Origin of the sequence: Sinorhizobium sp. FG01, from assembly GCF_002531875.1 — a bacterium.
Lineage (GTDB): Bacteria > Pseudomonadota > Alphaproteobacteria > Rhizobiales > Rhizobiaceae > Sinorhizobium > Sinorhizobium fredii_C.
Genome location: NZ_NWTB01000010.1, coordinates 66,118 through 80,230 on the forward strand (window position 1 = coordinate 66,118; position 14,113 = coordinate 80,230).

General features: G+C 62.9%; 13 protein-coding genes. 6 read left to right on the forward strand and 7 right to left on the reverse strand.

Going from position 1 to position 14,113, the window contains the following annotated elements; translation table 11 throughout:
* Positions 1 to 259: 259 nt before the first annotated feature.
* Both CO656_RS17885 and CO656_RS17890 read left to right on the forward strand, forming a co-directional pair.
* Positions 260 to 1,252 (forward strand): zinc-binding dehydrogenase, encoded by a 993-nt coding sequence (locus CO656_RS17885; protein WP_097526612.1) that lies wholly within the window; start codon positions 260 to 262, stop codon positions 1,250 to 1,252.
* Positions 1,245 to 2,270 (forward strand): Gfo/Idh/MocA family oxidoreductase, encoded by a 1,026-nt coding sequence (locus tag CO656_RS17890; RefSeq protein WP_097526613.1) that lies wholly within the window; start codon positions 1,245 to 1,247, stop codon positions 2,268 to 2,270. Before CO656_RS17885 ends, CO656_RS17890 begins: the two co-directional genes overlap by 8 nt.
* A gap of 9 nt (positions 2,271 to 2,279) precedes the next feature.
* Here CO656_RS17890 and CO656_RS17895 read toward each other — a convergent pair whose 3' ends face one another.
* Positions 2,280 to 4,037, reverse strand: coding sequence for a hypothetical protein (locus CO656_RS17895; protein ID WP_097526713.1), 1,758 nt, complete (start codon positions 4,035 to 4,037; stop codon positions 2,280 to 2,282).
* A gap of 142 nt (positions 4,038 to 4,179) precedes the next feature.
* Here CO656_RS17895 and CO656_RS17900 point away from each other — a divergent pair, with 142 nt between their 5' ends.
* Genes CO656_RS17900 through CO656_RS17910 form a run of 3 tightly spaced genes read left to right on the forward strand, consistent with a single transcriptional unit; the run spans position 4,180 to position 6,917 of the window.
* Entirely contained in the window at positions 4,180 to 5,283 is a 1,104-nt protein-coding gene (locus CO656_RS17900; protein WP_097526614.1) for an inositol-3-phosphate synthase, read from the forward strand.
* Positions 5,280 to 5,879: a histidine phosphatase family protein gene (locus tag CO656_RS17905; protein WP_037419941.1), complete on the forward strand. Its 600-nt coding sequence runs from the start codon at positions 5,280 to 5,282 to the stop codon at positions 5,877 to 5,879. Before CO656_RS17900 ends, CO656_RS17905 begins: the two co-directional genes overlap by 4 nt.
* A 60-nt stretch (positions 5,880 to 5,939) precedes the next feature.
* Positions 5,940 to 6,917 (forward strand): beta-xylosidase, encoded by a 978-nt coding sequence (locus CO656_RS17910; RefSeq protein ID WP_037419944.1) that lies wholly within the window; start codon positions 5,940 to 5,942, stop codon positions 6,915 to 6,917.
* Here the strand turns inward: CO656_RS17910 and CO656_RS17915 are convergent.
* From CO656_RS17915 to ppk2, 4 genes are all read right to left on the reverse strand, one after another.
* Positions 6,857 to 8,281, reverse strand: coding sequence for a Coenzyme F420 hydrogenase/dehydrogenase, beta subunit C-terminal domain (locus tag CO656_RS17915; RefSeq protein ID WP_179864785.1), 1,425 nt, complete (start codon positions 8,279 to 8,281; stop codon positions 6,857 to 6,859). The genes CO656_RS17910 and CO656_RS17915 overlap by 61 nt on opposite strands.
* Positions 8,268 to 9,341: a polysaccharide pyruvyl transferase family protein gene (locus tag CO656_RS17920; protein WP_097526615.1), complete on the reverse strand. Its 1,074-nt coding sequence runs from the start codon at positions 9,339 to 9,341 to the stop codon at positions 8,268 to 8,270. The genes CO656_RS17915 and CO656_RS17920 overlap by 14 nt, the downstream gene beginning before the upstream one ends.
* 156 nt (positions 9,342 to 9,497) lie before the next feature.
* Positions 9,498 to 9,959 carry a truncated hemoglobin gene (locus CO656_RS17925; protein WP_097526616.1) on the reverse strand — a complete coding sequence of 154 codons (462 nt, stop codon included), beginning with the start codon at positions 9,957 to 9,959 and terminating at the stop codon, positions 9,498 to 9,500.
* A gap of 218 nt (positions 9,960 to 10,177) precedes the next feature.
* A complete protein-coding gene (gene ppk2, locus CO656_RS17930; RefSeq protein ID WP_037419955.1) occupies positions 10,178 to 11,098 on the reverse strand; it encodes a polyphosphate kinase 2 in 921 nt (306 codons plus the stop codon).
* Positions 11,099 to 11,239: 141 nt separating this feature from the next.
* Here ppk2 and CO656_RS17935 point away from each other — a divergent pair, with 141 nt between their 5' ends.
* A complete protein-coding gene (locus CO656_RS17935) occupies positions 11,240 to 11,593 on the forward strand; it encodes a hypothetical protein (protein WP_037388718.1) in 354 nt (117 codons plus the stop codon).
* A 26-nt stretch (positions 11,594 to 11,619) separates the two neighbouring features.
* Here CO656_RS17935 and CO656_RS30255 read toward each other — a convergent pair whose 3' ends face one another.
* Both CO656_RS30255 and CO656_RS17945 read right to left on the reverse strand, forming a co-directional pair.
* Positions 11,620 to 12,309 carry a hypothetical protein gene (locus tag CO656_RS30255; protein WP_176536627.1) on the reverse strand — a complete coding sequence of 230 codons (690 nt, stop codon included), beginning with the start codon at positions 12,307 to 12,309 and terminating at the stop codon, positions 11,620 to 11,622.
* A gap of 94 nt (positions 12,310 to 12,403) precedes the next feature.
* Positions 12,404 to 13,852: an inorganic triphosphatase gene (locus CO656_RS17945; protein ID WP_097526617.1), complete on the reverse strand. Its 1,449-nt coding sequence runs from the start codon at positions 13,850 to 13,852 to the stop codon at positions 12,404 to 12,406.
* Between the last annotated feature and the right edge of the window lie 261 nt (positions 13,853 to 14,113).

Below are 14,113 nucleotides of genomic sequence, written 5' to 3' on the forward strand. Positions count from 1 at the left end.
TTTGAACATCTATATAGCTGATGATTGTGCTGGCTATCGCCCGCGCACGCCCAAGCTACAAACCTCGCTCTTCCCATGAGGTTCCATGACAATCGGCCGGGCAGGAACAAAAGCCGGAACATGAGGTTAAGGGCCCAAGGCGGCCGAGCGTCTTTCTTGGGGCGCCGCGACGAGGGTATGGCGGGGTATATTCTTCCACTCAACGCCCACGCTGTGCCGAGCCGCCGGACATGCTCCATGTCAACAGCGGGAGGCAGGCATGAACATCAGAACGCAGCCGAGGACAGACACAATGTCCGCGGCGATCATCACCGGGCCAGGCGAGTTGCGGCTCGAGAAATTGCCGGTGCCTGAGCCCGGCCCCGGGCAGGTCCGCATCAAGCTGCAAGGCTGCGGCGTTTGCGCATCCAATCTCGTACCCTGGGCCGGGCCGGAATGGATGCGGTTTCCGACCGAACCCGGCGCGCTCGGGCATGAGGGCTGGGGGATCATCGACAAGATTGGCGAAGACGTGCATGGTTTCGCACCGGGCGACCGCGTCGCGGCGCTCTCCTATCACGCCTACGCGACCCACGACATTGCGGACCAGACCGCGATCGCATCCCTTCCCGCCGCGCTCGCGGATGAGCCCTTTCCGGGCGAGCCGCTCGGCTGCGCCTTCAACATCTTCCGGCGGAGCGCAATCCGGCCCCGCGAGACCGTGGCGATCATCGGCATCGGCTTCCTCGGCATCCTCCTGACGGAGCTCGCAAGCGCGGCGGGCGCAAGGGTCATCGCCATATCGCGCAGACCGTCTTCGCTCGCTTCGGCCAAACAGGCCGGCGCAAGCGAGGTCATCGCCATGGACGACCATTGGCAGATCATCGACAAGGTGAAGCAACTGACCTCCGGCGCGCTTTGCGACTGCGTCGTCGAGGCGGTGGGCAAGCAATGGCCGCTCGACCTCGCCGCCGAACTGACGAAAGAGCGCGGCCGCCTCATCATTGCAGGCTACCACCAGGACGGACCGCGGCAGGTGAACATGCAGCTCTGGAACTGGCGCGGCCTCGACGTGATCAATGCGCATGAACGGGACCCGGCCGTCTACATGCGCGGCATTCGCGAAGCGATCGAGGCGACGGCAGCCGGCCGCCTGTCGCCCACAAGGCTCTATACGCATCGGTTCCGGCTCGAAGAGCTCGGCCCTGCGCTCGACATGACGCGCGATCGTCCCGAAGGCTTCATCAAGGCACTGGTGATCTACGATGAGTGACGCGATGCCACTTGCAACGAAACTGGACGCCACGACCCGCCCACGCGTCGGCTTCCTCGGCGTGGGGCGAATCGGCTTGCACCGCATGCGGGCGATCGTCGAAACCGGCGCCGTCGAAACGGCTGCCATATTCGACCCCACGCCGGAAATGGCGGCTGCGGCGCGCGAGCTGACGCCCGACGCCGTCTTGGTCAATTCCCTTGAAGCCCTGCTCGACCAGCGCCTCGACGGCATCGTCATCGCCTCTCCGAGCGCCCTCCATGCCGCCCAGTCGATCGTGGCGCTGGAGCAGGGCCTGGCGGTCTTTTGCCAAAAGCCGCTCGGTCGAACACGCGACGAGACCCTGGCGGTCGTCGAAGCGGCGCAGCACGCCGACAGGCTGCTGGGCGTTGATCTCTCCTATCGTCATACCGTCGGCATGCAGCGGATTCGGGACCTGATCACTTCGGGCGAACTCGGCACCGTATTCGCAGTCGATCTGACCTTTCACAACGCCTACGGTCCCAGCAAGCCATGGTTCTACGACAAGGCGCTTTCCGGCGGCGGCTGCGTCATCGATCTCGGCGTGCACCTCGTCGACCTCCTGCTCTGGGTCCTCGGATTTCCGGAGGTGGCCCGCGTCGAAAGCCGGCTGTTTGCCAAGGGCGTTCCCATCCGCCGCGATGGCGACGAGGTCGAGGACTATGCCGTCGCGACACTCGAACTGGCTGACGGAGTCGTTGCCCGGGTCGCTTGCTCCTGGCACCTGCAGGCGGGATGCGACGCGGTGATCAGTGCCGATTTCTACGGCACCGAAGGCGGTGCCAGCCTCAGAAACGTCGACGGCTCCTATCTCGACTTCCGGGCCGAACGGTATCGCGGCACACAGCGGGAGGTGCTGACTCTTCCCCCGGACGATTGGGGCGGACGCGCCGCGGCGATCTGGGCCGAGCGCCTTGCCGCAGGCGAGCGCTTCGATCCGGAAAACGATTGCTTCGTCACCGTCGCCGACGTTCTCGACAGGATCTACGGAAGATAGCGGTGACGGCTACGCACCCTGTCCGGCGCCCTCTTCGAGGCGCCGGAGCAACAGGCCTCGATAGCGCGCCACGAGCGAGTCCAGCCGCTGCACTTCCTCGGCGGCAGCACCGCACTTTGCAGAGCTCCAAAGGCCAAGGTGGAAAGCCAGATAACAAAGCTCGAGGATGTCCTGCAGCTTAGCGTCTACGGCGCACGAGCAGCCGTCGGACACGACCGCGCGAAGATCGGCCGCTTCATCCGGTGAGAGATCGAACTCGATGGTCGCACCAGCAATGTCCCAGGCGATATCCTGAGGTCCGACGAGGTCGTGGCCAGCACTATGATCGAGCCCATCCGCCTTCAGGAACCCCTCGGCGCCGGCCAGCCACTCCCACGGGTGAAGGCGGCCGTCCGTATCGACGGGCACCACCGGAAGATCATCACCATTGGAAAGCCGAGATTTCAGCCGGGTCGCAACGGCTTCGCCGAGCGCTTCCTCCGAATTGGCGATGGCCATCTCGTACAGCATTGCCATCGAGGCGCCATTCGTCTTGGGCCGCGGCAGCCGGCTTGCCCGAAATGCTAGATAGCGGCCGAGATGTCCAATGAATTCCGCACGGTGAAACTCGCTTGGCGCAAGCGGCGCCGCCGCAATCCACTTCTGGACCAGGAACCCATGGCAGAGGCCGGCGACCGGCGGCGCGAAACCGGCCTTCGCCAGCAACCGTGCCTTTTCGAGCTTGCGTTGTCCGACGTCGCCCAGGCCCGCGAATTTGACGAGCCATGTCCCGTCGGAAGCATGCGCCAGGAATTTGCGCCGCTCGAACCGCGGATCGGCGGGCGGCCAGGAGTCGCGTCCGCACGCAAGCACGCTACGCCAGCCTCCGCCGGAAATCTCTTGCAGCGGCTGCCGTAGAGGGCCGACAAGCTCGCTCACCCAAGCGGCGAGCCGGTGCGGCGGGTGTGCCCCGAAGAAAAGCTCGTCCAGCTCGACGACGTGGCGGGGGCGCTCTGCCCAGCGTTTGCGGTGATCCTCGCTCGCTTTCGGTCCGAGCTCTCCTCTATGGCCGGGAAAGAAGTGGATGCGGTCTTCGCGGACGCCGTGCTCCTCGAGCCAATCCGCCACGCTTCCGAGGGAACTGCCGGAAAGGCCGGGCCCCTCGTCGACGATCGCGAAATCGGCCGTCCCGTCCTGCAGTAGCCGTCGCGAAAGATGCGGGCCGACGCGGATTTCCCTTCTAAAAGGATGACCGACCGGGCGCAGGGTGACCGGCGCCGCCGCCCCGATCGCAGCGGCGACCGCGGCCGAAAGGCTGGTGCCGATCGAGCGGAGGCCGATAACGACCGTGTTTGCGGCAAGCCCGGAGCGCCGGGCCGCTTCCATGTAACATTCCGGATAGAGCGCATAGAAGGCATAGCCCTCCCCCTCCTTGATCGACAGGTCCCATGGCGCCCGAAGGTCGCGGAGCAGTGCCCAGATATGCTCCGGCGGGGCTAGGCGAGCAGAGAACCCCGAAGACCAGGACTGGGCGACGAGCCGCGCAAGCTCGAGAAGCAGAGCGCCGGACTTTTCGCGCCTTGCCGACAGCTCGTCCGCACCAAGCGTGTCGAACTCGGCGTCCGACAGTCCCTGCACCAGCTCGCCCGCCTTGATGAAGATACCGACCAAAGCGGCGTGCCGCTCGAGACCCGGCGAACGTCGATCGAACGTCCGCAACTGTGCGGCAATTGCCTCGCACAAAGTGTCGGCCCGGTCGCTGCGCTTCGGGTCACCGTAGACCAGCATCGCTCCGCCCATTGCTCTTCATCGGCGTTGAACGCGCGGCGGCTCATTTCGATCCGCGGAATGCGTGCGGAACCAACCGCGGGAACCATTCCGGCGTGCGTGGGTTTGGCGAGCATTGTAGATGCCTTGCGGGAGTGCGGCGATGCGATCGAAATCCATTCGAATCGGGCTGGTCGGAATCGGCAATTGCGCATCTTCCCTCGTCCAGGGAATTACTTTCTACCGTGACGCCAAGGAAGACGAGCCGGTGCCGGGGCTGATGCATGTCAATCTCGGCGGCTATCACATCAGCGATATCGAAGTGTCCGCCGCCTTCGACGTTGCCGCTTCGAAGGTCGGCCGCGATCTCTCCGAGGCGATCTATGCCCCTCCGAACAACACGTTCCGTTTCGCAGAGGTCGCTTCGACCGGGGTCACAGTGGAGCGCGGCAGAACGCTCGACGGGATCGGCCGGTATCTGCGCGAGGAAATCCCCGAATCGGAGGCTCCGGCCGTCGATGTCGCCGAAGTCCTGCGAAGAAGCGATACGGACGTGCTGGTCTCCTACCTCCCGGTCGGCTCGGAAGTGGCGACGCGATGGTACGCGGAGCAGGCGCTCGCCGCCGGCTGCGGTTTCGTCAACTGCATTCCCGTCTTCATCGCCTCCGACCGATCCTGGCAAAGAAAGTTCGCCGAGCGGGGCCTGCCGCTGATCGGCGACGACATCAAGAGCCAGGTCGGCGCCACCATCGTGCACCGGCTGCTCGCCAATCTCTTCCGCGACCGAGGCGTCAGGATCGACCGGACGTATCAGCTCAATTTCGGCGGCAATACCGACTTTCTCAACATGCTCGAACGGGAGCGGCTGGAATCGAAGAAGATCTCGAAGACCCAATCGGTCATTAGCCAGATGGACATGCCCCTTGCTCCCGGAGACATCCATGTCGGCCCCAGCGACCATGTGCCTTGGCTCGCCGACCGGAAGTTCGCCTATATCCGTGTTGAGGGCACCACATTCGGCAGCGTCCCGCTGAATGTCGAGCTGAAGCTGGAGGTCTGGGACTCGCCGAACTCGGCCGGCGTGGTCATCGATGCGGTTCGCTGCGCCAAGCTCGGCATGGACCGCGGCGTCGGGGGTCCGCTTATCGCACCCTCGAGCTACTTCATGAAATCGCCGCCGCGGCAATTCACCGATGCCGAGGCGCGCATACGCCTTGAGGAATTCATCGCAGGCGAAACGGACGCACTCCGGGGAGCGGTCGAGTGACGACCACGTTCCTGCTGGTGCGGCACGCCGCCCACGACAAGATCGGAAATTTCCTCGCTGGGCGCACGGCAGACGTTCCGCTCGGCCCGGCCGGCCGTGAACAGGCCGAGCGTCTGGCAACGCGGCTTGCCGGCGAGAATATCGGTGCGATCTATGCCAGCCCGCGTAAGCGAACCCAGGAAACGGCCGCGGCGATCGCCGCTGCCTCGGACATTCCGGAAGTCGAAACGGCCGATGCGCTTGACGAAGTGGATTTCGGCACCTGGTCCGGCAAGACGTTCGAAGTGCTGAACGGGGACCCGCATTGGCGTCATTGGAATTCCAAAAGGAGCCTTGCCCGCGCGCCGGGCGGAGAGACGATGCTGGAGGTCCAGTCGCGAGTGATCTCGCTCGTCGAAACACTCGGACGGCATGGGGACGACGGTAAAATCGTCCTTGTCAGCCATGCGGACGTCATCAAGGCCTTGGTCTGCCATGTCCTCGGCCTTTCGGCGGACGCCTGGTCCCGTTTCGAGATCGCTCCCGCCTCCATCTCGACCCTGGTCGCGGGCGACTGGGGGGCGAAGATCGTCACGTTGAACGAAAACGGGTCGTGAGCGCCGAAGACCTCGAACAGCGCAATCAACCAGCCGGTCTCCGGCAGTTCGGAGGAATTGATGATCGAAGCCGCAATGATCTGGAACGAGCCGAACAACAAGTCCCATTGGGATCCGGAGATCGACCCCGATTGGAGCCGCTTTGCGCATATGGCGAAGCTCGCCGCGGACGCCATTCATGGCGTGAACCCCAATCTGACAAGGGTGCTCGGCGGCATCTCGCCGATCGACCCGGGCTTCCTGGCTCTCATGGATACCTATGGCGTGCTCGATCACGTCGATGCGGTGGCCGCCCATGGCTTTCCGCTCGACTGGAACCTCTGGCAAATTGACGAATGGCCGCAGAAGATCGCGGAACTGCAGAACGTCACCGATCTGCCGATCTGGGTAAGCGAGGTCGGCGTCTCGAGTTTCGGTGCCGAGGAGGTGCAGCTATGGGGACTGAAAAGAACCGCCGAATTGCTGAAGGGCAAGGTCGAACGAATTCAGTGGTACAGCCTCTACGATCTGCCGAGCGCCTGGCCGGCCACGACCCGGCACAAGGAGGCGGAGGGGTCTTCCTATTACCGGCATTTCTACATGGGACTTCTGCGCGAAGACGGCACGCCGAAGCTGGCGCTCGAGGAATTTGCCCGGCACACGCCGGACATCGGGCTGGTGCAATGGTTCCATTTCGAGGACCCGCGGCTTGAGGACGCCGTAGAATGGATGAAGCGCCTCGGGATCACCTGCCTGCGCACCGGCCTCTCCTGGGCCGACCGATTCCGGCCGGATGCGCTGGCATGGTTCGATCGGCAGATGGAGGCGCTCGAGGATTTCGACGTGACCGTCACCTATTGCTTCACGCCGGAACACCGGGGCCTTGCCCCGCACCATACGAGCGCGCCGATCGTGCCGGAGGAATTTGCCGAATTCTGCGCCGAGATGACCGAGCGCTATGCTCCTCACCCGTCGCCGGTAGGTGTCCTCGATCAGCCTCAGCTCTCACCGCGACCGCCGATGCGATCGACGAGTTTCCCGACCCAGCCGCGCGAATAGGTGACGCCCTGATAAAGGGCGAGCATCGTCGAAGCCCAACGGGTATAGATGATTGGCAGGTGGAGTGCCCTTGCCAGCAGGAAGATGCGATGGCTGTGGGCGCTGATCGAACTGCGCAGCCAGTAGACCAGCATGCGTCGGGCCGGCAGCCCGCTCCATTTCGGCGCCACGCGCTTGTTCGGCCTTATTCCGTATCGCGGCCAGCTCAGGCGAAAGCCAAGCCCCTCGCGTCGCTGTCTGAATCCCGCCGCTTGGGTTCGCACAACGAAATCGGCGTCGACCTCGTCGAGAGCCAGCCTTCCTTCGTCGGCGGCATCGGCGATGAGCCGATGCAGCAATGGAGAGCGAACCACAACGACATTCGTGCCCCGTCCGTCGGACGAGTAGGGTTCGACCCAGGCGTCGCCGAATGAAATGTCCGCCGTCTCGGCGACCACGTCGTCGCAGAAGTTGCAGGCGGAATTCTGAAAATATCCAGCCCCCCAGTCGCCGTCGACGAGATGCCACCAGTCCTTGCTCCTGGTCCCTCCGTCCCTGAGCCGCAACTGAGCGGTGTACCAGTTCGCCGGCCGGCGGACATCCTTCAGCCGGAAATCGACACCCGCAACGTCTCCCATCCTCGCCTGCATCTGCCAGGCGAAGCTTTCGACGAAACGAGCGCTTTTCATGTGTCCGCAAAAAAGGCCGAGCGTGAAGGTGATGCGCTCGCTCAGGACCGGATCCTGCCGAGAAAGGAGATGCACGGCCTTGACGAAGCACGGGATGCCGAGCACCGCATAGCGTCCGGGCCGGCGCCTGATCTCGTCGACGATCGCGGACATCTCCACGGGATAGTAACGCGACTTGGCGCCATCGCGCACGTCTTCCACCGTTCGCGAGATCCGGTAGCGGAAGAGCGGTTGGCGATCGTCCTCGCCGTCGGAGCGCGGCACCACATGAGCGATCCCGTCGACCAACTTCCTCGCCAGAAGCTCGGCGGCCGTCCAGCTTGCCAAGCCGCCGGAGCTGCCGTCCGCCCGAAAGCTCGCCTCGCGCACGTGACCGACAAAGGCTGCCTGGAAGCGCCCGATCAGCGGATCCCGGTGTTTGGCCGATGGGAACCGCTCGCAGGCGATTTCGTCCTCGTTCCGGGCATCTGGAGAGAAGGGACAGAGGGCGGCGAAGTCTGGTGGATTGTTATCCGCCGACAGACCGGAAATTTTCGGCTTGAAGTGGCCATAGCGGTCGAGGCGCATGGTCACATCGCTGGCGCTTGAGCGCGCCACGCAGGCTCCACACCCGATGCACAGGCCAGACTTTCCGATCCGCCGCGGCGTGAGCCTGGGATGGTCAGGCGGAAGTTTCGGCGGATCAGTTGAGGACATAATCCAGATATGCCTGTGAGCGGAGGCGATGCTCGGCGAGCCGGGCTGCGGTGGCTGGATCCGGTGCTTCGTCAAGAGCCGCTCCATAGTCCCGCTCGCCCGCTCCTTGCCAAATGACGTGGCGTTCTGCGCCCAAGAGTGCGGTCAGGTCGTGGATCTTGTTCCAGCGGTAGTCCGACATCACGCAGGCAAAAGCCTTGGAATTGATCAGGGAGAAGACGCAGCCGTGAAAGAAATTCGTCACCACCGCCGCAGCACCGGCAATGAAGCCGGCGAAATCATGTGGCCCGGCGTCGATCCACTGTTCATCGGCCCAATCGTTGCGATAGCCGACGCTGACAAGCTTGATCGCGCGTGATCGCGCCCAGCGTCGAACCGGGTCCTTGAACCAGTCCGGAAAGGAATGGCCATAAATGGCAGCGTAGGGGCGCGGCATTGCCATTCCGTAAACTGCCTCGTCGGAAGCAATTGCCTCGGGAAATTGGAGGCACGGATCGAGGACGAGCGTCGCCTCGCAGCCGACCGCGTTCTCGATGATCGTCTTGGAATTCCCATCGCGCACGGAAATGCTTTCGAACTTCCGCAGCCCCTCCGCCCAGAAGCTCTCGAGCCCGTTTGCAGCCGGATGGTTCCCGAATGTAGCGGCATAGGAAACGAGCCGCCGCGTGGCGAGTTGATCGCCGTAGAACAATCGGCATCCACCATACCAGGGGTGACGCAGGTTCCAGACCTCGTCGCTGCCGACGATGACAAGGTCGCAGCTCTCGCTGCCCGCCGGATCATCCAGCGCAAAGGCTCGGCTGAGCGGAAGTGCTTCAATGGCCTTCAAGAACTTTCTGATTTTCGCCGCATAGAGCGGACCATCGGCAGCCGAGGTCCTGACCGGCAGCAGCGGCTGCAAGGCGCAGCGCCATTCGGCCCGCCTGACGCGATCGGAACGGTGGTCGAGAACGATCGGCTCGTGGCCGCGAGATCGCAACCCTTCGACCAGACATCGCGTCTGCCACAAGGAGCCGTAGTTGATGCAGCGGTGAAATGTCAGGACACCCAATTTCGCCAATGGTCGATCCTCTTCGCACCTAACCGACCGCGCAGGAGTAGGTTCCCGCCATCACTTGCCCGCTGCTGAAGCGGAGCAGGCAACAGCGGGTATTGGCTGGGGACTATCGATTGATGCGCTAACCGCTGCGGCGGCCGGGGGTGCGGGGTTCCGACGTCAGGAACGCTTGAGCGCCGGGTCGTCGAGCGCCGGATTGTAGAAGAGCGAGAGCGTCAGGCTGCGCGCGATGCGCTCTGCCGTGCTCGTGAACCAGGCCTTCGCCTCCGGGTTCGGTGCAATGTCGTCAAGGGTGACAGCAAAGAGCGCCACCCATTTTGGAAAAAGCTCCGGTGACATGTTGGCGACGCCGAGATGCGCCTGGACCGGCTTGCCGCCATAGGCGCCATTGCGGAAGGCCACGGCGGACCAGAAGCTTTTCATTTTCTCCGTGTGCTCCGGCCAACGTCCCGACAGCCTTGCGTCGAAGACGGGCCCAAGCACCGGATGCGCGAGCACACGGGCGTAGAACGTGTCGACCAAAGTGCCGATGAACGCCTCATCGATACCTATCGCCTTCATCTCCGCCTCCGCCCGTTCGCGGATGGCCGCTGAATCCGCGGCTTTGCCATGCAATTCCATTCCGTCGCCCTGTTCAGCCGTGTCTGCGCCCCCTTATATAGACGTTGCGGATGTCACTCCAAAAGTCGAACCGGGACATGCGGCAATCTGTCCGGCGACGGCCGGGCCCCTCCGGCCGCAGCGTCGCGCGCGTTCCAACGTGGTCGCAAGCGGCGCCCATCGCAATCTGCGGATTTGCTTCTCGGGGGAAGTCGACGGGCATTTCCTTGATTGCCCTATCAGTATTTCGACGGCACATACAGTTCCGGTGGCAGTACTTTCCGCTCGTAGTCGGGATTGAAGACCCGCTCCGGCAACGCGATATCCGCATGCGGCACATCCTCATACGGGATCTTCGTCAGCAGGTGGTCGATGCAGTTCAGACGCGCCCGCTTCTTGTCATTTGCCTCGACGATGTACCATGGCGCTTCCGGGATGTTGGTGCGGGCAAAAGTCTCTTCCTTGGCCTTGGTGTAGCCCTCCCAGCGCACCCGCGACTGCAGGTCCATGGGCGAAAGCTTCCACTGCTTCAGCGGATCATGAATGCGCATCAGGAACCGCAACTGCTGCTCCTCGTCGGTGATCGAGAACCAGTATTTCACAAGCCGAATGCCGGAGCGCACCAGCATTCGCTCGAATTCCGGAACGTCTCGGAAGAATTCCTCCACCTCGCCTTCCGTCGCGAAGCCCATCACCCGCTCGACACCGGAGCGGTTGTACCAGGAGCGGTCGAAAAGCACGATCTCGCCGCCGGCCGGCAGATGCGGAACGTATCGCTGGAAGTACCATTGCGTCTTTTCGCGGTCGGACGGTGCCGGAAGCGCCACCACCCGCACGACGCGCGGGTTCAGCCGCTGTGTGATGCGCTTGATCGCGCCGCCCTTGCCGGCCGAATCGCGGCCCTCGAAAATCACCACGACCTTCTCTTTGTGATAGACGACCCAATCCTGGAGCCTGATGAGTTCCGCCTGCAGGGACAGGAGGGCGCGGAAATAATCGGCTCGCGGAATCGTCGGGGGACGCGCCTTGCGATAAATCTTGCGGATCTCCTCCGTCAAGGCCGGTTCGGACAGTTCCAGCTCATAGTCCTCGTCGAGCGTATCGGTGAGCTCCGCTTCGAGCCAATCCAGGCGCTCAGTTTCGTCGTTCAGCTTCCCCATGCTATCCTCCATCCTTCAACCGGTGCGGCAGCATAGCATTTTCTTATGAGACTGATTTGACCGCGCCATGAACTCGCTAAAGCCCGCAGGAACCAGGACTTCTCCTCCGACGTTTCCCGACTGGCATCGAGGAGTACGACAATGGCCAAGAAGAAGCAGCTTCCCAAGAAGATCGCAGGCGTGAAGGTTCCGAAGGGGCTTCGTCGGTCGAAGATATTGAGGAGCATGGTACGCAGCGACGTGGGCAGGGATGTACTGGCCAAGGCCATCACCGCCGGGGCCGGAGCCGCCGCAGCGGTACTGGTCGACCACCGTGACGACGTTTTCGACGCCAGAACCGCGAAGAAGGGTAGGAAGGCAGTCGGGTTGGCGCGCCGGGCAATGCAAAGCGGCTTTTCGGCAGCGATGGACGCCATGAAGGATTCCGTATTTCCCGAGACTCACAAGCCGAAGAAAGCCAAGAGCAAAACCCAAAGGCGGGCAGTTGTCCATTAGACCGGCGTCGACGAGCAAAGTTGTGCTCAGTCGTCATCGCTTGTCCGGTTACCCTTGCTGTTGACTTCCGGCACCAGGGACTGTCGGGGCACGATCAGTCCCGAGGGGAGCTCGGGGTCATCTTGCCGCTCGCCGCCGCTCACATAGTCATATACGTCGGCTGCACCCACTTGTGCCGCCCGCGCCAGGCCGACGCCCAACAGCCGCGCCGCGATCAGCGGGTGTTCGCGGATCAGCACGGAAATTGCTCGCACGCTCGCCGCGACGATGACGCGCGAGGTGAACTTGTCGCCGTACTGGCGTACCAGGAACCCTTCGATGGACTTAAGCCCGCCCCCTTTTTCTTCGTCATCGCGCCACGCCTCATCCTGATCGGCGCCGTCCGCTGGCAAGGGCGCCGGTTTGTAGCGCCGTTTCGGCGGATCGGCGTCTCGGATCACTTCCCTTGCAGCCGAAAACGCGGTCTCCAAAGCATTCGCCCAAAGCCCGGCGGATCGGGCACCCTTTCGGGTCACGGTTTTGGCGACCGCGGTCACCTTCTGCTGCTTTCCGATCAGCACTGCCGCCGCCGCACCCGCGCCGGCAGTCAACGAGTGGGCGAGCAGGTCACGCCCGGGGCTGGTCTTCATCAAGCTGCGGAGCATCTTTGATTTGCGCCAAGCCTTGGGGATCTTCACACCCGCGATCTCTTTGGGAAGCCGCTTCTTCTTGCCCATCGTCGCCTCCTTGCTCTCACAAACGAAGAGAGACGATCGGGGTTCCAGCCGCAGGCCCGGATAAGGATATTCGCGTCGCTCGGAACGCTATGCCTCAGCGCCAGAAACGCCTCGTGTCGATAAATATATCGTGGGCTTCACCGGCAGCATGCAGGAGCTTTTCCTTGTCGTCCGCACTGAACGGTTCTGTATCCGCGACCTCTGAAAGCTGCAGCTTCGACAGCATGTCGGGAGCGGTGGCGAGATCGTTCAGACTGCCGAGGTGATCCTGAAGTCCCCCCATCGCGACGATGAACCTCTTGTGGCGCTTGGTTTCCTGCTTGCTTTCATAAAGGGGGCCAAAAAACTCCGCCGCATAGCGCAGTTTCTTTGCCGTAATGCGCACTTCATGGCGGGTCTCATCATCCAAATCGGTCAGATTGCTGCCGCCTTTCGCCACCTTCTTCCAAAGCTTGTCGAGCATCCTGGAGGCGAATTGCCTCGCCGGCTGGGCGAGCAAGGCCTGGCCGGCCTCGTCGCTTCGCCAGTCTCTGATCGAAATCCATTCGACTAGGTCGATCATCAGGGCGCGGGCGCGGACGGAGGAAAGCGCGGCTCCTGCCGCGCCATAGGCGTCGCTGCGGGCCTCCTGCAGACAGCGCAAAAGCTCTTCGCCTGTCGTGTTCTTGATCATGACGTCGATATTGCGCGCATCGCCAAGCTCCGAGGCAAGCCAGCGTAGCTCATCGCGCAGATGATCGAACCTGCTATCCGTGAAAAGCGATTTACAGATGGAGAAAAGCGAGCGCAGTCGACGCAGGGCCACACGCGCCTGATGCAAAGCTTCGGTATCGCGAGACCATGACAGGACCATTTCATTGAGGCGAAACTGCTTGAGGCAGGCTGACGCAATGCGCACGAACACCGTCGCAGTATTCATATCGGCAGCGAGTGGCGTAACACTCGCCTTGACGGCACCACGCGCAGGACCAATCAGACGGTAGCCGCGATCCGCTTTGGTCAGCACCCCGATCGAAGCCGGCGTGATCAGATTGAGTTTTCTGGTCAGGGCAAACAACGCCGTCGGGGAACCCGCCTTCCTTTCCAACTCGATTTCGCAGAGCGGTGCCTCGCGATCCGCTGCAAGGACTTTTCCGACGTCCATGGCGACGTCGATCGTCGCGTCGCCTTCCGTGATGCTCCAGCGATGCCGCTTGACGTGAACCTCGAACAGCGGCGCGAGCCTTTCGGCCACCCCGGCAAGCTGGGCCTGTATCTGCGGATCGTCGAGAACAGGCGTGTCGTCGGCAATTGGCCGTGACCATTCTTCACGCGTGAGAGCTTCGGCCGCCGAGCCGTCGCCGGATTTGACGATCTGGGTCCGTTCATTCCCGCATTGCCGGATGCATAGCGACAACCCGCGCTGAGACAGGTCCCATTCGTCGGTATCATAATAAACGGACCTCTGCCGACGAATGGTGGGGGTGCAGGCGAAGGGATTCTCCTTCAGAAGCAACGATGCCCCCCCTTGGGCCAGCTCAAGCTTGAGTTCCGTTTCCTGCATAGTCCCCCTCGGTGCGGCTTCCCTCTGCAAAGCTGGCAAGCATTGGATAGTCCGTTAAAAAGCTGTCACAAACAATCCTTCCGGCCCGTGCCAGCTCTGGCGCGGGCATCACTCGCCGCGATGCTGCTCCGCTTCGACACCCGAAAACGGCGAGGCCATCCGAGTATTCGTCTGGCAGATAAGACAAGGGGCACGTCGACAGCTCTCGATGCTGGTCAAGGATGAATTGTCGCGGCATTCCCGGCCTCGTCGGCCGTACCG